The following is a 22,643-nucleotide window of genomic DNA, read 5'->3' as shown; positions in this document are numbered from 1 at the left end:
GCCAACGCGGTCACGCCATGCCCATGCAATCCAGACTTGTCGCCCTTGCCGCCGCTGTTCTGTTGTCGACGGGCGCTGCGTCTGCCCAGCAGGGCAGCAAGAAGAACGCGGCTTCCCCTGCCCCCGCCGCCCAGCCGACGCCTGCACCAACCCAACCGCAGGCCGAGAGCACGCCGCCTCAGCCCGGCTGGATCGCGCGCTGCACCAGCGCGAGCCGCGACGCCCCGCTCGAATGCGCGATCGAGCAGAACGCCGTGCTGACCAAGACCGGCCAGACCATCGTCTTGATCAACATCCGCGTCGCGCCCGACACCCGCACGCCGGTTGCGCTGCTGCAGCTGCCGCTCGGCCTCAATCTCCCGCTCGGCGCCAAGCTTCAGGTCGACGAAGGCAAGACGATCGATCTGCAGATCCAGACCTGCGAGAACCGCGGCTGCTACGCCTCGACGCCGATCGCGCCCGACCTGCTCGCGAGCCTTCGCTCGGGCAAGCAGCTGAAGGTCTCCTTTCAGAACATGGCCAAGGAGACGATCGCGATCCCGATGCCGTTGAACGACTTCGCCGCGGCCTACGACAAGATCAAGTAGTTCGCGCGACCAGCTCTGATCAGCGTTGCGGAAGCTGGATGGACGCCATGTAGTCGCGGATCGACCGATCAGGGATCGACTTGCGCGCAATCAGGTGATGAATACAGTTCGCAGCAAGGTCGAATGAGCGGTAGCAATGATGAGCGATCATTGCCAGATGCTTGAGTTGCTCGACCGTCATGTCAGTCGGCCGCATGAAGTTTCGCACATAGACGATATCGGCCTCCAGCAGCTGGTTCATCGCCGCGTAGGGATTGGATGGGTCGCTCAAGGGAGCGATCATGCGCCGGTTGATGGCTGTAAAGGCGTGAGGAACGAACCCCTGCTTGCGCAATTCGCCATCGATATCGCCGAATGTCGGCTGCTCCTTGTAAAGGCAAAGAAACGAGACCTCCGTTTGAATGGCGACGGCCTGCTTCAGCTTCTGCCGCCCGCTTCCGAAGACTGCCAGCTCGGAGCCCTGAACGTCGATTTTCAGGAAATCCAGATCCCGGATTTCGGCGATATCGTCGAGCCGGCGGGTCTGAACCGGATGTTCGCTGACGACGCTGCCCCATTCGGAAAATTTCGCAAAATGCGACAGCACATTCTGATCCGGAAGCAGCAGGCTCGTCATTCCCGGGATTCGGCACAGACGCAGCTTTGCCTTGTGCCCATTGCCAACGACATAGTGATAGTAGCTCTCGAGGTCGCTCTTGCGGGCATTGAGCTCTGCAAGCGCTTCGTCCTGCGGTTCAAAGCCAACGACGGTACAAAGCCTTCGTTGCAGCATCGCCTTGTAGGGCGGCTCGCCATCGATCGGATTGGCCCCGACATCCACGACCGCGGTCAGCCGTGCCGGCCGGATGAGATTATTGAGAAGGTCCGGTTCGTTGTCAGTCATTTCAGGAGAAGCCTCTGGAAGGAATGACATGAGGCTTCACGCCAAGGCGACCCCATGATGAGATTTACACGGCAAACGAGGCCGGCGCTTCGCCAGCGCAATGCCGACGCCACATTTCATCGAAAGCCTTTTCGATGTGCCGCGTCATCCGGGCGGTATCGAACAGCGGCCAAGTGGTCCGCTGCGATGCCAGCTTGCTCTTCAGGGCGGTTCGAAGTTCGGAATCATGCGCGATCCGAAGCGCCAAGCTCTCGTAATCCTCCAGCGATTGCGTCACCAGTTCAGGCAGGCCGACAGCGTTCAGGATGCTGGCTGCAACGCGTCCTGCAAAGGCGGTGCCGAGGCAGGTCACAACCGGCAAGCCAGCCCAGAGAGCGTCGCTGGCCGCCGTATGGGCATTGTAGGGCAGTGTGTCCAGGTACAGATCGGCGAGCTGGTGGCGCGCCAGGTGCGCGTCGGCAGGCACTTGTGGGGCGAACACGATCCTCTCTGCGGCGATGCCGCGCGCAACGGCCTCACGCTTCAGGTTCTCCCTGACGACCGGGTCGCCATCAAGCAGCCAGAGGACGCTGCCGGCGGTCTCGGCAAGTAGTCGCATCCAGACATCGAACAGCACGGGCGTGATCTTGGATGTTCTGTTGAACGCACAGTAGACGAACGCATCGTCCGGCAGTCCGACCTCGCTTCTGGCAGGTACATTTGCAAGCGATCGCCTTGCGTCGGTCGCCTGATAGCTGTCCGGGAGGTAAATCACCTTCTCGGCGTAGTGCTTCTGCTCGACGTCGGGAATGACGATCCGATCGGCCATGATGTAGTCGATATAGGACGCGCCCATCGTGCCGGCAAAGCCGAGATAGTTGACCTGGATGGGAGCGGCCCGGTGCACGAGGATTTTCGGCCTCGCGCCCGCGGTGAAGCCTCCGAGATCGACGAGAACCTCGATGTCGAGCTGGCGGATCAGCTTGACCACGTCCTCGTCGGCAAGATGGCTGACATCTTCAAAGCGTTCGAATGCTGCCTCCAACCGGCGGCGCATCGCGCTGCGGTCATCCGGCCCGTAGGAAATGGCGCTGACGGCGAAGCGCTCGCGGTCGTGCGCCTCAAAAACCCCGGCCATCAAATTTGCGGTGGCGTGATTGCGAAAATCGGCGGACAAGTACCCGATCCGCAGCCGGGAAACCGGTGACGGCGTTCTGGGTCTCGCCGCACCTCGGTCCGGGGCGACCTCGGTGACGAATGTCTTCGCGCAGGTCAACTGGCGTGCTGGAGACGACGACGCATGAAGGAACATGAAGGGGTCGACCGGCACGCCGGATTCGACGGCCTCGTCCAGGCCGGCCTGTTCACGCTCGAAGTCGCGCCAATCGGCGCGCTTCCGCCTGGAATCAACGAGCTTGCTCAAGGCGAACGGGAAGGCCTTGTTCAGTGCGACAGTTCTTTCGAGCGCTCCGATCGCTTCGTCGTCTCGGCCCATTTGGCGAAGGATCTCGGACAAGACGAAGTGGTACTGCGGATTCGAGGGCGCGAGCGCGACGGCACGCTGGTAGCTGTCATGCGCTTCGTCGAACTGACCGAGCTTCTGGAACGCACTGCCGCGATTTGCGAACGCTGCGCTCGATGGCGCGATCGCAATGGCGCGATCAAATTCCGCGATGGCCCCCTGAAGTTCCTGCCGTGCCATCAGAATCGCTCCGCGATTGAGATGCGCATCGGCGAAATCAGGCGACAGGGCAATCGCTTTCGCAAACCAGGCCAGCGCATCGTCCGTCTTATCCAATGCACGCAGCACGTTGGCATAGTTGAAAACGACGTCGGGATTGCCGGCATCGACGCGGGCGGCCTTCTTGAGCAGCGGCTCGGCGTCCGCGAAATTGCCGCGCTGAGCGTGCAACAGCCCCAGCATATGCAGCGCGACAGGATGCGTTTTGCTGCCCTTCAGGACTGAAGTATAGGCCCGCTCCGCCTCCAACAGATTGCCCGAACGGTGCGCCGCAATGGCCTGGTCCAGACTAGCCGAGGGATGGAACGAGATAGGGGCCGACGCTCCCTTGTTGCGGCTTTGCTGCGCCATAAGACTGGTTCTGCACCCGACGACGGTTGGTCTCTTGGTGAATTGGTGCAAAAACTCTAGTCGCCTTCGCTAGCGAGAACAACGGCCCGCGCCATCGCGCTGCAAGGCACGAAATGACCGCACGCATGCCCATTTTCGCGCGGTAATATCGATGCCAACCAACTCGGCTTTTCGATCCTTCGCGCGGTGACGATGTTCAAAGTGACCGGCAAAAAAATAGACCCCCAGCGAAACCGCTGGGGGTCCTTGTTGTCGGTTCAGGACCGATTTTAGAAGTTACGCTGAGCGCGGAGCAGCATGCTGACTGAGTTCTGGTCCTTCAGCTCGTACACCGCCGCCGGCTTAGCGAACCCGGCCTGCGCGGGTGCCGCAATCGTGCCGGAATACTTCTGGTCAAGATGCGTCCAGCTCACGTCAGCCGTGAACGCCAGGTTCTTGACCGGAGTCCAGACGGTGTTGACACCGACAACCGCGACGTTGAAGTCCGGGTTACAAGTTGCACCAGGAAGCGCAATGGCAGCGAAGTTAGCGCAAATCAGAGCGGTTCCGTTAGTGCCATACTTCACCTGAGCATAGCCACCATAGACGCCGCTCGCCCAGTTCGGGCTCCAGTTGTGGGTGAAGCCACCGCGGAAGCCCCAGGACTTGGTTTTCTCGACGCTGGTACCCGTACCGAACACGCCGTCAGCCAGACTGGCGAAACCGATGCTCTGGTAGGCTCCGATGCCGCTACCACTGTACATCGACCAGTTCTGCGGCCACGCGATATTGCCGAAGACGGCGTGGATGTCACCGTCGGCGTAGACAGCCTGCAAGTTGAGCGAGTCGCCCGCGCCCGTCGGGATGTTCTTGATCGACAAGCCCACCTGAGCCGCCCAACCCCACGTGTCGCCTGGATGACCGGCTGTCTCAAACCCGGGGGTGTAGTAGGCGGGGTGGATGTCATGCGCGACAACCCCGAACTGGAACAGGCCCCAAGCCTGGTCGACCCGGACCTGGGCAAGCAAGTCAGGAGCGCGCGTGCCACCCCAGCTGTTGGTGCCGTAGAGACCGTTTATAAAGTTGGCGGTCGTGAAGGTCGAAGTATTAAAGAGGTACGCTTGGCCATTAGCGCCGGTCGTCGGCTCCTCAATAGCCAGCGAGCCGGTGATGCCCTGGCCGAAGTCGGCGGTGTAGGCGGCCTGGTTGATACCGGTCACGTGGTTGGAACCGCCGGGAATGGTGTCAGGACCGCCGGCCGGATAGCCCGTCCACGGCATATCGAAGATCGAGACGGTGCGACCGAAGGTGAAGCCAGCGAACTGAACGAACGCATGGTAGAGGCCGAGAGAAGCACCGCCGCTTTGTACGTTCGCCTGCTGGGTATCGAACGAGAAGACCATGTCGGCGAAGGTGCGAACCACGCCATACTCGGTCGCCGTGCGCGTATCGACCGTGAGGTCCATACGAGCGCGTGTGCCCCAGTAGTTCGTCAGACGGTTGTTCGAACCCTGGTTGCTGTTCGGCAACGTGCTCGACATGAAACCATAGTCACCGCCCGTGCCCCAGTAGTCAGCGCGCACGTAACCACCGAACTTGATGCAGGTATCGGTGCCCGGCATGTAGTAGAAACCCGCACCGTACAGCGAGCAGATCTTCACGTATTCGACCGCCTTGGCCTTCACGGGGAGATCGGCTGCTTGAGCTCCGCCCACGGCGATCAGACCCGCCGCTGAGCCGAGCAAAAGGCTCTTAACCAACTTCATGTTAAACCTCCAAGTTGCTCTTCAGGGAAGGTCACTGACCCGAACGGCCAATTCCCCAACCCCCTTTAAATCACCGCTTTGGCCGCCTTCGCGTCTTCGGACACACCCGCATGAACGCGAGGGACTTAAGCGAAAGACCTAAACGGGACGACCTTGGGATGCCCCCCTCCGTCGCCCGATCACCATGATGGATGGCCGATGCACACGCAACATCCGAACGGGCCCAAACACCCCCGAACAATCCGAATCCGGGCAGGTGTTGCACAAAAATCACGCAACATTTTTTCGACCAGGACCGAATAATCAATTGATTTTACTTCATAAAATATCGATCACAGCTGCGTGACGCTTGGGGTCCCCGATGGAACCCGTCACCATGCGGTTGGCAGGCTAACGCTGGAGACCACACTTCAGAGCTTGGAAAGGTCGAATCGGGCCGCGTGGGAAGAGCGCTCCGCGCCACACGTCATCGCAGCAGCAACGAAGATGATCACACGCGCATTTCAAATTATGACGTGTCACGCGGACGCATCAGTTCACGAGCCGTATTTTGCGCGGCGAGTGAAGATCGCAGCTATGCGAAGGCGAACGGCCATGGCGCTGGTCGTTCCCACACGATGGGTTGCTGAACAGAGATTGTCGGACGAGGATGGTGACCGCGTTCGCGCTCGGCGAATCAATGGACGATCCCGGTCGGGAATCTTACGCTTGGCTGGGGAACCTGGATTCGAACCAAGACAAACAGAGTCAGAGTCTGTTGTGCTACCGTTACACCATTCCCCAACGGAATAGCCGAACAAATTCAATGTCTTACTGATTTGTCCGACTGTGGCCGGCAGCGCGGTTTGCGCAAATCGCGGCTCAGGCGTGCAGCCTTCTACCTGCTCAGCCATAGGCTGGCAAGCGCGGCTGTGCATCTGGAGGATCGCACGACGATCGCACTTGCCGGATTGATCGAACGCAAGTTCGGCGGGTTCGCCGCCGCCGTCGCGCGCGCGGCGGCGACGGCTAGAACGCGATGAGATTGGGATCAATCATCATCGCCCTTCAGGAAACGCCGGCGGCAAGACGCTCGGCATAATCAATGGCCTCGATCAGGCTGTGCTCGTTGGCGATGCCCCTGCCGGCAATGTCGAAAGCGGTGCCGTGATCGACCGAGGTGCGGATGATCGGCAGGCCCAGCGTAATGTTGACGCCTGAGAGCTCCTGCCAGCGACCGGTCGTGGGATCGACCTGGAAGCCGAGCAGCTTTACGGGAATGTGCCCCTGGTCGTGATACATCGCGACCGCCGCATCGAACTGGCCGGCGCGCAGCTTGACGAAGATGGTGTCGCCCGGCACGGGGCCGACGACGTCCAGACCATCGGCGACGGCTTTGGCGATCGTCGGCGCGGAAACGTCGATATCCTGCCGGCCGAACAGACCGCCCTCGCCGGCATGCGGATTGAGCGCGGCGATCGCGATCTTGGGCTTTGCAATGCCGAGCCGGCGCAGCGCGTCATTGGTGAGATCAATCACCATACGCAGTCGCTCCGGGGTCAGACGCTTCGGCACGTCCTCCAGCGCCACATGGGTCGAGACATGGCTGACGCGCATGTTGCCATGGGCGAGCAACATCACCGAGCCGCGCACGCCGGTGAGATGCGCCAGCATCTCGGTATGGCCCGGGAAGTGGTAGCCGGCCTTGTTGAGCGCTTCCTTGTTCAGGGGCGCCGTGACGATCGCCGCGGTGCGGCCGGACTGCGTCAGCCGGACGCCCTGCTCGATCGCCTTATAGGCAAAGCGGCCGCCATCGGCACTGAGCACGCCCGGCTTGATCGGATCGCCTTCGGCGTCGGCTTGCAGGTAGCAGAGATTGGGCCAGTCGCGATCGTCGGCGGTGACCTCCGGGATCGCAACGTTGGCGCCGAGCACAGCCTTCGCGCCATCCAGCGCCGCGCCGCTGCCGATGATGAGCAGGCGGAGATCGCCTCTGGCAATCCGTTCTTTCAATCCGACGCAGGCCTTGACGATGATCTCCGGCCCGATTCCGGCGGGATCGCCCATGGTGATGGCAAGGTGACGAGAGGTCATGTCGAACTCCCCAAATTGAGCAAATGATTGTCCCGCAGCAGATCGCGCCACAGCTCGCGCGCGCCGAACGCGCCGGATTTCGAGATGACATCGACGCCGGCCCAGCGGCCACCCTGCAGCGTCGAGCGGGGCAGGCCTGGCACGATGCGACCCGTAACCTGAAGCGCATGCGCACCGAGCGCAACGCATACGGCCTTCAACGTCTCGCCGCCGGCAACGATCAGGGTTCCCGGCGGTTCGAGGGCGCCGGTGAGCGCCGTCAATTTGCGAGCGATCCGTTGCGCGGCCTCGGCGCGCGCCAGGTCATCGGGAAGCGCGAATTTCACCAAGGCCACGCCGCCGTCTTCGAGTTTGCGCAGAACGCGCATACTGCTTTCGTCTTCGGCCAACGAAATTGTCGCCTCACCGCACGCTGCAAGCTGCGCTGCGGTTGCGGCTTGGTCCGAGCCGAACAATCCGAGCACGGGCCGCTTAAGTTCAGGCGAAGCATCGGCGCGATGATTGCGCCCAAGCGCGCCGGCCAAACCGCCGCTGCCGCACCAGAGCACAGGTCCCGGCATGCGTCGCCCCATCTCGGCGACGCGGTCGAGATCGAGGTCGCTCTCGGCGTCGAAGACCTGAACACCGCCCTGTGACAGCGTGTCGGAACAACCCCGCTGCGCCGCGATGCCCTCCTGCCTTAGCTGATCCAGCAGATTGTCGCCAACGCGATGCCAGTCGCCCTGCACGGTGCGCGCATATTGCTGGCCCTCGACCGTGCGGCGTCCCTGATAGTCGAAAGCAGGTGCGACCACGCAAGACGCCCAATGGCCGGTGTTCAGGCAAGCGCCGAGTTCGGCCGCCCACGCACCACGAAGCAGGCTGTCGACTTTCTTGTAGGCGATCTCGCCGTCCTGAAGCAGCGGCGCCAGCCGAGTGACGATCTCGACACTCTCGGTCTTCGAACGCTCACGAGTGCCGCTGTCGATGGCCAGGCTCCGCGAGACCGACGCAGCGGACGCCTCCGACCAGATCACGTCGAACGGCCCGCACAGGCCGACGAACTCCGCCGCCGTGTCGAGCGCACCGGTAAGATCGTCGGCAAGCATTCGGATGTGCGTCATCGCCATGCCTTGTCGTTAGCCTCTAAGCGGCTTTCGCGAATGCTGCGGCACTTGCGAGCAATTCTTTCACTTGAGCTGCCTGCAATGTCTCGAGCGGCGGCCGCAGGCGCTGCCAGCCGGCGTGACCTGTGCGCTCGGCCATCAGGGCCTTGAGCGAGGGCATCTGCGCGAAGCGCGAGACCAGCTCGCGCGCCTTGACAATGCGCGACTGCGCTGCAGCGAGGCTTGCATCGTCGTCGCTATCGCGGAAATGCTTGAAGACATAGGCAAGGTCGCGGGCGACGAGGTTCGAGGTCGCGGTGATGCAGCCCGCGCCGCCCTTGCGCAGCAGCGGCAGCAGCAGCGGGTCGGCACCCGTCAGCACCGCAAAGCCCGGGAAACGCTCGATCATCGCGGTCATGTTGGCGAAGTCACCGGAAGAGTCCTTGATGCCGACGATGGTCGACGGATAGTCCTTGCGCAGCCGCTCGATCAACGCGTGCGAGATCGGCTGCATCGACATCTGCGGGATGTGATAGAGCACGATCCTGAGCCTGGGATTGGCGATGCGCTGGATGATCTCGCTATAGGCAGCATAGACGCCGTCATCGCTGACGTTCTTGTAATAGAACGGCGGCAGCATCACCACGGTCTCGACGCCGACCGACAGCGCGTGGCGCGTCAACGCAACGGTCTCGGTGAAGGCCGCGACGCCGGTGCCCGGCAGCAACTGGTTGGGCTTGATGCCGCCAGCGATCACGGCCTCCAACAATGCCGTGCGCTCGGAGACCGAGAAGGAGTTCGCCTCCCCCGTCGTGCCGAGCATCGCGATGGCCTCGCAGCCTTCGTCCAGCAGGTAGCGGCAATGCGCGATGAAGCGCGCGTGATCAGGCGCGAGCTCGGCGTCGAGCGGCGTCAGCGCGGCGGAGAAAACGCCATGCGGATGCAAGGACTGTGAGTGCAAGGAGTTGGGTTGGAGCGATGATGTCGACAAAGCTTCCTCCGATCGTTGGATCGACGTTGTTCGAAATGCGAACATCCATGATCTGATCCGTTGGTAAGAGCCGGCCGCCGCGGCGTCAACGGCCGCGGCTGTCATGGCAGGGCATTCGGACACGGCCAAGGTCGGGCCCGGTGCAGGATCTCGCGATCAAGTCGGAACTATTGAGGTGATCGCGGGACGCGATCTTGGCGGCGGCTATTCCGGAACGAGCGTCGCAAGCCCGGCTTCGATGATGCTGATTTCCTCGCTGACCTGCGCGATGGCCTGCTTCGGGTCGACACCGGTCACGGCCACCAATTGCCGCAGGAGGTCCTGGCGATGCGTCAAAATACCTTCGAGCGCACGGCGATCGTTCAGCCTCACATAGCCCTCGACGATCAGTTCAACGGAACGCGACATCAATACTCTCAATACAACCTGATTTCTGATCTCGCGAAAATACCGCGCTGGCGCGCCGCTGCGGGAATGAAGTCGTGTCAACCTTGACAGGTAAGATTAATGGCCGTGCAACGCACTGCCTAAACAGTGATACGATCCAGATCAGCGGCGATCCTGACGCTCGGAAAGATCCTTGCAGCTTCGGCCAGGATCTCGTCGTCCTCATAGCGACCCGACAGATGAGTCAGAACGAGCTGCCGGACGCTGTTGGCGGCCGCGAACCGCGCCGCCTCTGCTGCCGTGAGGTGGCCGTAATCTCGCGCCGTCCGCGCATCCCGATGCAGGAACGTTGCCTCGATCACGAGCAGATCGGCAGCCGCGACCTGCTCTGAAAGCCCCTCGGTGGTCTCGGTGTCGCCGATCACGACCAACTTCTTGCCGCCGCTTGGCGGCCCCAGGACATCCTCCGGGTCAATCGTCCGGCCACCTTCAACGACGATCGGCCGACCTGCGGCCAGCTCACCGCGCATGGGTCCATCGGGCACACCAAGTGCTGAGAGACGATCAGACAACAGATGACGGCGCGCCGGACTCTGGAATGAGAAGCCAAAACTGTCAGTGTCGCGATGGCGGACCGGAAAGCAGTCGATGCTGAAGTCGCCTGCGTTGACGACCTGCCCTTCCGAGAGGGGCACAAACTCCAGTGCGATCGGCGCCCTTCCCGCGCCCCACAGGCCTGCAAGCATGCGGATCACGATATCGAGCGTTTCAGGCCCGCCATGGATGGTCATCACGTCGGAAGTCTGCCGAAGCCCCATCGTCGAGAAGAGACCGGGGATGCCCAGCACGTGATCAAGATGTCCATGCGTGAGAAGAATGCGATCGAGCCGCCGAAAGCCGGCGCCACTTCGCAGCAGCTGGCGCTGCGTTCCCTCCCCGCAATCGATCAGCATGCGCGTGCCCGCGGCCTCGAGGAGGAGCGCCGGATGATTGCGTTCAGCAGACGGAACGCTTGCGGAGGTGCCAAGGAATGTCAGGGCGAACATGGTGGTCACTTGTCCAGAGGATCGGCCGATGCCCGCCCCCCAGACGGCCTCACCGTCCCCAATGCCACGTGAGCAGCAGTGCGTATAGCCCCATTGACGCGGCATAGAGTGCAGCAAGCAGTGCGTAGCCCGCGATCTGACGGCCAAACGCGGCCTTCGGCGCGATCCACCAATCGAGCGCCTTGAACGCAGCAGGCACGAGCCACCAGCCGAGCAGCTGGGTGCTGACGAGATTGCCGACGAAGAGCGACAGCCAGATCGGCACCCCATGGCTGTCGATCAGCGGGTGGCTGACGAAAGTGCCCCAGAGATAGACCACGGGATAGAGCACCAGAAGGACGATGAGGTTGCTCTTCCAGATCAGGTTCAAACTTTGCTCCGGGGCCTGGGCCTTGCCGGCCGGGAACCAGAAATTGAAGCCGTAGCTTGCCCTCTTCACGCTCATGCCGGCGTTGAAGCGCGCCCCCTCTTTCAGCAACGTCTGCCGCAAGGGCGAGTCGAGCCAGGCGCTGAGGTTCGCATCGCTGTCGAACGACAGGATGATGATCCACTCATCGTGTAGGCCCGGAATTGGGCGCTCGATCTTGTGACGGAGGAATCCCTTGAACTCGGCTTCTGCGGCCTGAATGCGCTGCTGCCATTTGAGGAAGGCGTCCTCCAACCCAACTGGCACCTTGAACGAAATGACGGCGGAGACGGCGCTGTCGCGCTCGACGCCGGTATCGGGCAGGATATGGACATCCTCCGAACCGACGAAGTAGCGCTGCACCTCCGCGATCAGATTCGCCCGCACCTCGCTCTGAAGCCAGGCGCGCGCCGCGGCCGGGCTCGCAAAACGCACGATCGTCACCCAGTCGACATGCGCCGGCGGCTGTGGCGGAACCACCTCCTGGCCGAGAAAGCCGGGCCATGCCTTGAGCACCTCGCCCACCTCGCCGTTCCATCGGGCGAACGCGGCAAAACCATCGTCGGCGATCCGGCGCTGGATGACGAGTGCGACCGCCTGACCGGCCTTGTCGGGTGATCCGTTCATCGCGTCCGTTTCAACTCTTCTTGTAGAGACGCTTGCCCATCACCCAGGTCTCGTCGACGCAGCGATCGTCACCGACCATCATGACGGCGAACAGGATGCTCGCGGCCTCGTCCATGGAGCGCGGACCGGCGCCGTCGGCGATCAGCGACTGGTGCCAGGCTTGCGCGATTTGCCCGCCGTTGGGATCGAGCGCGACGAAATCGGCCTCCTTGCCCGGCTCGAAATTGCCGAGCTTGTCGTCGATATAGAGACCTTCCGCCCCGCCGAGCGTGATCGACCAGAAGCCACGATAGGGCGAGAGCTTGTTGCGCTCGGCCTCGGCAAGATCCTTGCGCGCCGGATCGATGCTGCCGTCGAGCAGCGTGTTGTTGCACATACCGACCTTGTAGGCGTCATCCAACACGGAGATCATCGAGAAGCGGTTGCCGCCGCCGACGTCGGTGCCGAACGACATCTTCACGCGATGCTCCGGATCGGTGGCGCGGCCGAGACGGAACAGGCCGCTGCCGAGAAACAGGTTCGAGCACGGGCAGAACACCACCGCCGCCCCCTTCTTCGACATGCGGCGGAACTCGTTGTTCGAGAGGTAGACGCCGTGGCCGCCGGAGAATTTTGGCCCGACCAGATCGAACTTCTCGTAGACGCCGAGATAGTCCTGGCAGTCCGGATGCTCGACCAGCACGCCGCTGCACTCGGCCGGGTTCTCGGAGATGTGGGTATTGACCCAGCAGTCGGGATGCTCGTGCTTGAGGCGCCGGCACGCCTTTAGCAGCTCCGGCGAGGCGCCGAAAGCAAAGCGCGGCGTGATGGCATAGAGGTTGCGGCCCTTGTTGTGGTACTGCGCGATCAGCCGCTTGCTGTCGCGATAGAAATTCTCGGGAGTATCGATGAAATCGGCGGGTGCGTTGCGATCGATCCCGGTGAGGCCGGCGATAACGCGCATGTTGCGGCGAGCCGCTTCCTCGAACAGCTCTTCGGTCGAGACCGGCGAGGAGCTGGTGAAGGCCTGGCAGGTGGTCGTGCCGGACGCCAGCAGCGCGTCGAGGAAACGCTTCACGCCCTCGCGCGCGTAATTGCGATCGCGGTACTTGAGCTCTTCCGGATAAACCCATTTTTGCAGCCAGGGCAGCAGCTGCTCGCCATAGGCACCTAACACGCGGGTCTGCGGCAGATGGATATGACCGTCGATGAAGCCGGGGACGATGATGCGGTCCTTGATGTCAGTGATCTCGACGCCCGGATGCGCGGCCGCGATTGTCTCGTAGGGCCCGAACGCCTTGATGATGCCGTCGGTGACGACCATGAGGCCGTCCTGATGGAAGCGCGCTGCGGCCTGCTCGTTGCCGACGTGCTTCCAGGGATCGTCGACGAAGTCGAAGAACGTGCCGCGAATACCGACTGTGGTCATGACGTGATTCCTTGTTGTGTCTGGGTGCGCGCCGCCGGCAACGAGATCGCGAGCAGCACGCCCGCGATGGCGCAGAGGCCGAGATAGAGCAATCCGATCGGCGCCTGTGTCTCTTCGGGCAACACCGCCGCGATCGCCATGGCGCCGCTGACGGCGAGATAGCAGAGCGCGCTGATGAGGCCGCCGATCAGGCCATGGTTCCGCTCGAACAGGCCGAGCCCCATGCCGTACATCATCGGGCACAGCACGCCGCAGCCGCCGAGCACCAGCGCGCCGCCCAGTGTGATCGACACGAAGTCGAGGCCGAGCGTCATGCCTGTTCCGGTCAGGACGCCGGCGCCGGCAACAAACAGCGCGAAGGCGCCGAAGCCGAGCATCCGGGCCGGCAAAAGCTGCGCGAAATGCGCGCAGCCGAGTTCGCCGGCGAGATTGACGCCGCCAAGGCCGAGCGCGACGAGGCCGTAGATGGCTGCGGAGTAACCGAGCCCGGTCTGATAGAAGAACGGCGCGACGACGCCGAACGCCAGCTGCGCACTTGCGGCCGCTGCGAAGACCAGCACGAAGGCGAGGAAGCCCGGACGCAGCAGCGCATCGCGCAGGATGCCGGCGGTGCGGCGCGGATCGAATGGCGCACGTCGTTCGGCTGGCAGCGTCTCGGGCAGGAGGAACACGACGATCATGGCGACGGTGCTTGCGGCGATGGCGATGACGACGAAGACACCGCGCCAGGATGTGAGGTCGACGATGAAGCCACCGGCCGCCGGCGCAAGCACGGGTGCGAGCCCCCAGGCCGCGCCAAGCAGACCGGAGATCGCGGTCAGCTCAGGGCCGCGATAGCAGTCGGCGGCAACCGCATAGGCGACCACGAGGCAGGTGCAGCCGCCGATGCCTTGCAGGAAACGCAAGCCCAGCAGCAGCGAGGCGCTGGTGGCCATCGCACAGGCGAAGCTCATGGCGATGAGCATCGAAAGACCCGCGAGCAGGACGTTGCGACGCCCGAGCGTATCGGAGGCAATGCCGACAGGCACCAGCGCGAGGCTCATGCCGAGCATATAGGCGGTGACGGTGTTCTGCATCGACGCGGAGTCGGTCGCCAGATCCACCACCATCTGCGGCAGGCCCGGCGTATAGGCATCGAGCGGAATCTGGCTGAACGGCACGACGCACAACAGGATCGGCACGATCCCCCGCCTGGCGCGACCGGCGTCCGAAGCAAGTGCAGTCATGAACAACGCCCCCACAGTGCCCGCGGGCACCGACTTTTCGTGCGCGCAATGAGACGCACGATGCGGGTTTGCGGGTCTTGACGCGCGGGACCGTGCCACAACTTTATGTAGAAATTCTTAGAGGTCCCGTTTCGATGCGCGCGGCCGTATTCGCGGCGTCAGGACCCTCGGTCGAAAACGCGAAAACAACCCCATGCACAGTACAAATCACTGGCGAATTTCGCGCCTCACGCCGCGCGCCTCGCTGACCCCCTGAGGTTTATCGCCTATGGGAATGGCGCTCGCCGGCCGACCGTCGACATCGCAACGGCCCGGAATGCGGTTACGCCGCGCGCATGTCTTCCAGGAACTTCCCGACCTCGAGCTTGAGCCGGCCGGAGTCTGCGGCGAGCAACTGGGCGGTGGCCAACACATGCGAGGAGGCCGAGCCGGTCTCGCTCGCGCCGTGCCGGACGTCGGTGACGTTTGCGGAGACCTGCTGGGTGCCGTTCGCCGCCTGCTGCACGTTGCGGGCGATTTCCTGCGTGGCCGCGCCTTGCTCTTCGACGGCGGCAGCGATGGCCGAGGAGATTTCCGACAGCTTCTCGATCGTGCCGCTGATCTCCCTGATCGCGCCGACCGATTCCTGTGTCGCGGACTGGACGCTGGTAATCTGTTGGCGGATTTCCTCGGTTGCTTTTGCCGTCTGCTGCGCCAGCGCTTTCACCTCGGAGGCGACCACGGCAAAGCCGCGGCCGCTATCGCCGGCGCGCGCCGCCTCGATGGTGGCGTTCAACGCCAGCAGATTGGTTTGGCTGGCGATCGAGTCGATCAGTTCCACGACGTCACCGATCCGACCCGCGGCCTGCGACAATTCGCTGACGCGTTCATTGGTGCGGCTGGCCTGCTCAACCGCGTCTCCGGCGATGCGTGCGGACTCCTGGACCTGGCGGCTGATCTCGTGGACCGAGGAGGTCAGTTCCTCGGTGGCGGAGGCTACCGACTGCACGTTGGCGGAGGCTTCATTTGAGGCGTCTGCGACCGCCATCGACAGCACCTTCGACCGATCGGCCGTGGTGTTCAGTGTACCGGCGGAAGCCTCGAGCTCGGTCGCCGCGGACGAAACCGTGTTCACGATCTCGCCGACCATGGCCTCGAAATTGCGCGTGATGGTCTCGACGCGGCGGCTGCGCGCGATCTGCGCTTCGGCATCACGCGCGACTGCCTCGTCCGCGAGTTTCTTCGCGATCAGCGCATCCTTGAAGATCTGGAGCGCGTTTGCCATGGTACCGATCTCGTCGCCGCGATGTCCGTCCGGAATTGCGACATCGAGATCGCGGTCGGCAAGCCGCAGCGTCGCGCCCGTCAGTCGAGTCAGCGGGCGGATGACCTGGCGCATCACCGCGACGACGACTGCGAGCGAGGTGGCGAACACGACGAAGAGAGCCGCAAGCGCCCAGACGAGCCGGGTCTGCGCCTGCGCGATCGCTGCGTCGTTGGCCCTGTGGGCAAAGCTCAAGGCGGCGTCGCGCAGAACCAGCACGCTGTTCAGGACGGTCCCCCAGTCGGCCTCGCCGACCGGGGAAGGACGCCCCTCGCGTGCGGCCGCGGCGACGTCGCGAAACCGTGGCTCGCCTTCATCCATCAGTGTCGTGCGCACCGGCTTGATGGCGTTCACGAGCTCAGGCGCATCTCCGGCATTGTGCACACCTTGCTCGATCTGCTTCCAGATCAGCGCGACCTGGCCGCTCAGCTCGGTCGCTTCGACGATCTGCGCCGCGGATATGGGCTGCTTACGGACCAGAAGGCCGAGGAGGGCCGCACGGGAGCCGTTGATCGCGCGCATGGCTTGCGCTCTTTGTGCGAGCTCCGCCGACGGCAGCAGGTTTTCGATGTCGCTTCCGACGCGCGACAGGCTGATCAAGGCTTCGCTTGTCGCAGCCGTGAGCGCATCGACCGCGCGGGCCAGACCGTCGACGATGGCCGACTGGCTATTGGCGGGGCGCTGCGCCTTGGGCTGCATCGCGGCCTGACGCGCGACATTGCGCGTATTCTGCAAGGCTGTTTCGGCGGCTTCGATCGATCCCGCCGGCAGCTCAGCCGCGCGAATCGCCTGCTTTGCGGCACCGATCGCTTCATCCGTGGTGGCGAGTGCCTTGTCCAGAGCGGACAGGTTCTCGGGCGTGGCAGCATCATTCAGACCCATGACCGCGAACCAGGCGGAGCGTTCGGCCGGGATCCGGCTGTTGGCCTTCATCACCAGCTCGAATGCGGACAGCGCGCGCGCCGCGCCTTCGCTCTTGCGGAGATCGCCCCATCCGCTCCAGGCGATTGCTGCCGCGAAAGCCACCGCGAGAAGGCTCGTGATCAGATTGCCGGCCAGCAACCGCCATCGCAGGCTGACGCCCTTCTGACGATTGACGGATGAGCGTTCCGGCGGACGGGAAAGATCTGACATCATAGCACCAGGCAAATCGCGCGATTGAGCTGTGGAAGGGATCGATGGGCCGCTTGTTCGGGCACGGTACTTCGCAATCGCAACCAAACCCTTACGCTTGGAACCCGGGCATTTACGGGATGCCGATCATCGACCTGACGCACAGACTGACGTCCGCGACGATCCTGAACGGGCGATCCCAATGCCCAACGCCTGCTCATCGCGAGGCCGCCCCCTTACCAACGGCGGCGTGGCCTAGTCCCGCGCCGACTGCGCCTCGACGGCCTGCACCGCGACGCTCGCCACCTGACGCAGCGCCTCTCGGTCGGAGCCCGACGATGCCATCACGCCCATGCCGACCGATACGGCCGACACATAGCGCGCGAGCGCGGCGGGATCGGATGTCGGCTTCAGGTCGCCCTCCGCCTTGGCGCGGATGAAACGCTCGCGGAGCTGATCTTCGTTTTGGGCGCGGCGCGCGGCGAGCTCGAAGGGGACGTTCTCGGAGCCGGTGCCGCAGGCGATGCCGCCCTGCACGAGCAGGCAGCCGGGCGGATTGGCGGGATCGGTCTGCTTCTCGGCGATGCCCATCAGCATCCGCTCGGCGACCTCGCGGGCGGTCGGTGCGGACACCACCTCGTCCATCCACGCGCCACGCAATTTGGTGTAGCGGTCGAGCGCGGCCTTGAGCAGGCCTTCCTTGTTGCCGAAACAGGCATACAGGCTCGGCGGGTTGATCCCCATGGCCTCCGTGAGCTGGGCAATCGTGGCGCCCTCATAGCCGTGGCGCCAAAACACTTCCATTGCCCGGTCCAACGCGACGTCAGCGTCGAATTCGCGGGGGCGTCCCATGCCCATATCACTGATCTCCTCGGATTCGGCGCCGTCCCTCAATCTCAACGCCAGGTCCTATCTATTTGTTATATCTTTCTCTTCTCTTCCGCCTTCGCATTCTTGCGGTAAGCGGCTACAATTTTCTTAGCAAACGGTACATAAGTATCTTGCGCTGCGATATCCAGCTCCACATCTGTAGTGAACACTACATATCTGGAGCGCGCAAATGCCCCCCACCCCAAAAGTCTCTCGTCCCGGCCGCATCCGCCGTCTTCTCGGTGGCGTTGCTGTTGTGGGCGCCCTCGCCGTGGCCGGCTCGATCGCGACCGGCCACTACTTCCGTTCGGCCCAGGCAACCGCAACGGCGGCCGCGGCCGAACAGGCCGTGCCGGTGACGATCGCTCTGATCGAGCCGAAGCAGACCGTGCTGTGGGACGATTTCTCCGGCCGGCTCGAGGCCATCCAACGCGTCGAGCTGCGGCCGCGCGTTGCCGGTGCGATCCTGTCGACCAATTTCACCGAAGGCGCGCTGGTGAAGGCCGGCGACGTTCTCTTCAAGATTGATCCGGCGCCTTATGCAGCCGAGGTCGACAAGGCTGCTGCACAGCTCGAAGCCGCGAAAGCTCGCGTCGTCTTCACCCAGAGCGAAGTCGAAGGCGGCGCGCAGCTGGTCGGCAACGCCGTGGTGACGCGGCGCGACTACGACCAGCGCGACAACGCCAATCGCGAGGCCATCGCCAACGTCAAGGCGGCTGAGGCGACGCTGCAGACCGCAAAGCTCAATCTCGACTACACCGAGGTGCGCGCGCCGGTTGACGGCCGCGTCGGCAAGATCGAGGTCACCGTCGGCAATCTCGTCGCGGCCGGCACCGCCTCTCCCATCCTGACCTCGCTGGTCTCGGTCAATCCGATCTACGCCTCGTTCGATGCGGATGAAGAGGTCGTACTGCGGGCGCTGAATTCGATCGCGGATGGCAGCGGCAAGCGCGGCAATCTCGACCAGATCCCGGTGGAGATGACGACGTCAGGCGGCCTTTCGGCCAAGGGCCACATCCAGCTCATCGACAACCAGGTCAACGGCCAGAGCGGCACCATCCGCGTCCGCGCGGTCTTCCAGAACGAGGACGGGCGTCTGATCCCCGGCCAGTTCGCCCGCGTGCGGATGGGCCAGCCGAAGCAGCAGACCCTGGTGATGATCGACGAGCGCGCGATCGGCACCGACCAGGACAAGAAGTTCGTGATGGCTGTTGGCGATGACAGCCGCGCCGTGTATCGGCCGATCACGCTCGGCGGCGCGGTCGACGGCCTGCGCATCGTCACCGCGGGGCTCAAGACTGGCGACCGCATCGTCGTCAACGGTCTGCAACGCGTTCGTCCCGGCGCCCTCCTCAAGACGGAAGTGGCGGCGATGGGCGCGCGCGGGCAGCAGGCTTCGAACCACAGCGACCAGGACGTGGTGCAACGCTGACACTATCCGTCATTCCGGGGCGCGCGTAGCGCGAACTACGGTGCGCAATTGCGCACCTGAGAAACCAGAGCTTTGGAAACTCCGATCATCCCACCTCGAGATTCCGGGTTCGCGCGCTTGGCGCGCGCCCCGGAATGACGAAGGAGAGACCGGAGACACGCAAAATATTGCCCAGGGGCGAAGCCATGAATCTCTCAAAGTTCTTCATCGATCGTCCGATCTTCGCCGGCGTGCTGTCGGTGCTGATCTTCCTCGCCGGGCTGATCTCGCTGTTCGCGATGCCGATCTCGGAATACCCTGACGTGGTGCCGCCCTCCGTCCTGGTGCGCGCCACCTATCCCGGCGCCAATCCCAAGGTGATCGCGGAAACGGTGGCAACGCCGATCGAGGAGCAGATCAACGGCGTCGAAGGCATGCTCTATATGTCGAGCCAGGCCACCACCGACGGCGCGATGACGCTGACGGTGACGTTCCGCCTCGGCACCGACCCCGACAAGGCAACGCAGCTGGTGCAGAACCGGGTGCAGCAGGCCGAGCCGCGCCTGCCGGCCGTGGTGCGCCAGCTCGGCATCATCACCAAGAAGTCGTCGCCCGACCTCACCATGGTCGTGCATCTGCTGTCGCCGAACAGCCGCTACGACATGACCTATTTGCGCAACTACGCGGTGCTGAACGTCAAGGACCGCCTGGCGCGGATCGACGGCGTCGGCGACGTCCAGCTCTATGGCGCCGGCGACTATTCGATGCGGGTCTGGGTCGATCCGCAGAAGGCGGCCGAGCACGGCCTGACCGCCAGCGACATCGTCAAGGCGATCCAGGCGCAGAACGTCGAGGCCGCCGCCGGCGTGGTCGGCTCATCGCCGAACGTCAGGGGTATCGACCTGCAGCTCTCCGTCAATGCGGAAGGGCGGCTCGCCAACGAAGAGCAGTTCGGCGACATCGTGGTCAAGACAGGCACGCGCGGCGAAGTCGTGCGCTTACGTGACGTCGCGCGCATCGAGTTAGGAGCCTCCGAATACGGCCTGCGCTCGCTGCTCGACAACAAGCAGGCGGTGGCGATCCCGATCTTCCAGGCGCCCGGCTCCAACGCGCTGCACATTTCCGATCACGTCCGCGCCACCATGGCGGAGATCAAGAAGAACATGCCGGAGGGCGTGTCCTACCAGATCGTCTACGATCCCACCCAGTTCGTGCGCTCCTCGATCGAGGCCGTGATCCATACGCTGCTGGAGGCGATCGCGCTGGTGGTGCTGGTCGTGATCCTGTTCCTGCAGACCTGGCGCGCCTCGATCATCCCGCTGCTGGCCGTGCCGGTGTCGATCGTCGGCACCTTCGCGGTGATGCACGTGTTCGGCTTCTCCATCAACGCGCTCAGCCTGTTCGGCCTCGTGCTCGCGATCGGCATCGTCGTCGACGACGCCATCGTCGTGGTCGAGAACGTCGAGCGCAACATCGAGGCCGGGCTGTCGCCGCGCGATGCGACCTATCAGGCGATGCGCGAGGTCTCGGGGCCGATCATCGCGATCGCGATGGTGCTGATCGCGGTGTTCGTGCCGCTCGCCTTCATCTCCGGCCTCACCGGGCAGTTCTACAAGCAGTTCGCGCTGACGATCGCGATCTCGACCGTGATCTCGGCGGTCAACTCGCTGACCTTGTCGCCGGCGCTCTCGGCGCTGTTGCTCAAGGGCCATGACGAGCCGAAGGACCGGCTGACGATCATTCTGGAAAAGGGTTTTGGCTGGTTCTTCCGCCGCTTCAACCGGGCCTTCACCTACTCCTCGAACAGCTATAGCGGCACGGTAACCAAGGTGATCTCGGGCAAGGCCGCGGTGATGGGCCTCTACGTCGTCCTCGTCGGCGTCACCGCTTTCCTGTTCCAGCAGGTGCCTGGTGGCTTCGTGCCGGGCCAGGACAAGCAATATCTGGTCGGCTTCTCGCGCTTGCCCGATGGCGCCACGCTAGACCGCACCGAAGAGGTGATCCGCAAGATGAGCGACATCGCGTTGACCCAGCCCGGTGTCGAGAGCTCGGTTGCCTTCCCGGGGCTGTCGATCTCCGGCTTCACCAACTCCTCCAACGCCGGCATCGTGTTCTCGACGCTGAAACCGTTCGACGAGCGCAAGGATCCCTCGCTCAGCGGCCCCGCGCTCGCGGCCGAGCTGAACAAGAAATACGCCGGCATCCAGGAAGCTTTCATCGCCATGTTCCCGCCGCCGCCGGTCAACGGCCTCGGCACCATCGGTGGCTTCAAGCTGCAGATCGAGGACCGCGCGGGCCTTGGCTATGAGGCGCTGAACGACGCCACCAAGGCGTTCATGGCGGCGATGCAGAAGGCGCCGGAGATCGCCGGCGTGTTCTCGAGCTTCCAGGTCAACGTGCCCCAGCTGTTCGCCGATATCGACCGCACCAAGGCGCTGCAACTGGGCGTGCCCGTGACCGAGGTGTTCAACACGCTGCAGATTTACCTCGGCTCCTACTACGTCAACGACTTCAACAAGTTTGGCCGCACCTATTCAGTCCGAGTCCAGGCCGACGCGCCGTTCCGTGCCCGTGCCGACGATATCAGGCAGTTGAAGGTGCGCTCGTCCTCCGGCGACATGGTGCCGCTGTCGGCTCTGCTCACGATCCGCCAGAGCGCGGGTCCGGAGCGCGCGATCCGCTATAACGGCTTCCTGTCGTCCGACATCAACGCCGCCGCTGCGCCCGGTTACTCCTCCGGCCAGGCGCAGGACGCGGCGACGCGCATCGCGGCGGAGGTGCTGCCCCCCGGCTTTGCCTTCGAATGGACCGACCTCACCTATCAGGAGTTCATCGCCGGCAATTCCGGGCTCTGGGTGTTCCCGCTGGCTATCCTGCTGGTGTTCCTGGTGCTGGCCGCGCTTTATGAGAGCCTCACTTTGCCGCTCTCGATCATCATGATCGTGCCGATGGGCCTGTTGGCTGCGATGTTCGGCGTCTGGCTCTCCAAGGGTGACAACAACGTCTTCACCCAGATCGGCCTCATCGTGCTCGTGGGACTCTCGGCAAAGAACGCGATCCTGATCGTCGAATTCGCCCGCGAGCTTGAATTCGCCGGCCGCACGCCGATCCGGGCCGCGATCGAAGCGAGCCGGCTGCGACTGCGTCCGATCCTGATGACGTCGATGGCGTTCATCATGGGCGTGCTGCCGCTGGTGCTCTCGACCGGCGCCGGTTCCGAGATGCGGCGCGCGATGGGTGTTGCCGTGTTCTCCGGCATGATCGGCGTCACCGTGTTCGGCCTGTTCCTGACGCCGGTGTTCTATGTGCTGCTGCGGACCATCACCGGCATGAAGCCGCTGGTGCATCACGGCAGCGACATCAGCGCGGCACCGGTACAGGGCTCGGTCGCCAATCCCGGGCACTAAAGCC

Annotated in this window: 16 protein-coding genes and 1 tRNA gene; 3 read left to right on the top strand and 14 right to left on the bottom strand. The window is 63.6% G+C overall.

Going from position 1 to position 22,643, the window contains the following annotated elements; genetic code table 11:
* The first annotated feature begins 17 nt into the window (after positions 1–17).
* A complete protein-coding gene (locus tag HYH07_RS07765) occupies positions 18–587 on the top strand; it encodes an invasion associated locus B family protein (protein ID WP_220001943.1) in 570 nt (189 codons plus the stop codon).
* Between the two features lie 19 nt (positions 588–606).
* On the opposite strand, the gene HYH07_RS07760 is transcribed toward HYH07_RS07765, so the two are convergent.
* From HYH07_RS07760 to HYH07_RS07695, 14 genes are all read right to left on the bottom strand, one after another.
* Positions 607–1,470, bottom strand: coding sequence for an FkbM family methyltransferase (locus HYH07_RS07760; protein WP_220001942.1), 864 nt, complete (start codon positions 1,468–1,470; stop codon positions 607–609).
* 64 nt (positions 1,471–1,534) lie between these two features.
* Positions 1,535–3,541, bottom strand: coding sequence for a tetratricopeptide repeat protein (locus tag HYH07_RS07755; protein ID WP_220001941.1), 2,007 nt, complete (start codon positions 3,539–3,541; stop codon positions 1,535–1,537).
* Positions 3,542–3,810: 269 nt separating this feature from the next.
* Entirely contained in the window at positions 3,811–5,286 is a 1,476-nt protein-coding gene (locus HYH07_RS07750) for a porin (protein ID WP_220001940.1), read from the bottom strand.
* Between the two features lie 709 nt (positions 5,287–5,995).
* Positions 5,996–6,069 (bottom strand) — tRNA-Gln (locus tag HYH07_RS07745).
* Between the two features lie 264 nt (positions 6,070–6,333).
* A complete protein-coding gene (gene pdxA / locus HYH07_RS07740) occupies positions 6,334–7,359 on the bottom strand; it encodes a 4-hydroxythreonine-4-phosphate dehydrogenase PdxA (protein ID WP_220001939.1) in 1,026 nt (341 codons plus the stop codon).
* Entirely contained in the window at positions 7,356–8,462 is a 1,107-nt protein-coding gene (locus tag HYH07_RS07735; RefSeq protein ID WP_220002028.1) for a four-carbon acid sugar kinase family protein, read from the bottom strand. The genes pdxA and HYH07_RS07735 overlap by 4 nt, the downstream gene beginning before the upstream one ends.
* Before the next feature lie 22 nt (positions 8,463–8,484).
* Complete coding sequence (locus HYH07_RS07730; RefSeq protein ID WP_228749317.1) at positions 8,485–9,405, bottom strand: dihydrodipicolinate synthase family protein; 921 nt, start codon at positions 9,403–9,405, stop codon at positions 8,485–8,487.
* A 234-nt stretch (positions 9,406–9,639) separates the two neighbouring features.
* Positions 9,640–9,843, bottom strand: a complete 204-nt coding sequence (locus tag HYH07_RS07725) for a hypothetical protein (RefSeq protein ID WP_220001937.1) — start codon at positions 9,841–9,843, stop codon at positions 9,640–9,642.
* A 119-nt stretch (positions 9,844–9,962) separates the two neighbouring features.
* Complete coding sequence (gene rnz, locus HYH07_RS07720; protein ID WP_220001936.1) at positions 9,963–10,868, bottom strand: ribonuclease Z; 906 nt, start codon at positions 10,866–10,868, stop codon at positions 9,963–9,965.
* A 49-nt stretch (positions 10,869–10,917) separates the two neighbouring features.
* Positions 10,918–11,901, bottom strand: coding sequence for an antibiotic biosynthesis monooxygenase (locus HYH07_RS07715; RefSeq protein ID WP_220001935.1), 984 nt, complete (start codon positions 11,899–11,901; stop codon positions 10,918–10,920).
* Between the two features lie 10 nt (positions 11,902–11,911).
* Complete coding sequence (gene guaD / locus HYH07_RS07710; RefSeq protein WP_220001934.1) at positions 11,912–13,309, bottom strand: guanine deaminase; 1,398 nt, start codon at positions 13,307–13,309, stop codon at positions 11,912–11,914.
* Positions 13,306–14,535: a multidrug effflux MFS transporter gene (locus HYH07_RS07705; protein ID WP_220001933.1), complete on the bottom strand. Its 1,230-nt coding sequence runs from the start codon at positions 14,533–14,535 to the stop codon at positions 13,306–13,308. The genes guaD and HYH07_RS07705 overlap by 4 nt, the downstream gene beginning before the upstream one ends.
* 322 nt (positions 14,536–14,857) lie before the next feature.
* Positions 14,858–16,972 carry a methyl-accepting chemotaxis protein gene (locus HYH07_RS07700; RefSeq protein ID WP_220001932.1) on the bottom strand — a complete coding sequence of 705 codons (2,115 nt, stop codon included), beginning with the start codon at positions 16,970–16,972 and terminating at the stop codon, positions 14,858–14,860.
* 234 nt (positions 16,973–17,206) lie between these two features.
* Entirely contained in the window at positions 17,207–17,809 is a 603-nt protein-coding gene (locus HYH07_RS07695; protein ID WP_220001931.1) for a TetR/AcrR family transcriptional regulator, read from the bottom strand.
* A gap of 202 nt (positions 17,810–18,011) precedes the next feature.
* Here HYH07_RS07695 and HYH07_RS07690 point away from each other — a divergent pair, with 202 nt between their 5' ends.
* Together HYH07_RS07690 and HYH07_RS07685 are read left to right on the top strand one after the other, a co-directional pair.
* Positions 18,012–19,253 (top strand): efflux RND transporter periplasmic adaptor subunit, encoded by a 1,242-nt coding sequence (locus HYH07_RS07690; RefSeq protein ID WP_220001930.1) that lies wholly within the window; start codon positions 18,012–18,014, stop codon positions 19,251–19,253.
* A gap of 185 nt (positions 19,254–19,438) precedes the next feature.
* Complete coding sequence (locus HYH07_RS07685) at positions 19,439–22,639, top strand: efflux RND transporter permease subunit (protein WP_220001929.1); 3,201 nt, start codon at positions 19,439–19,441, stop codon at positions 22,637–22,639.
* Positions 22,640–22,643: the final 4 nt, after the last annotated feature.

Origin of the sequence: Bradyrhizobium sp. BR 10261 (genome assembly GCF_019455395.1) — a bacterium.
Lineage (GTDB): Bacteria > Pseudomonadota > Alphaproteobacteria > Rhizobiales > Xanthobacteraceae > Bradyrhizobium > Bradyrhizobium manausense.
The sequence above is the reverse complement of the archived record's forward strand: the minus strand, read 5'-3'. Positions and strand labels throughout refer to the sequence as shown.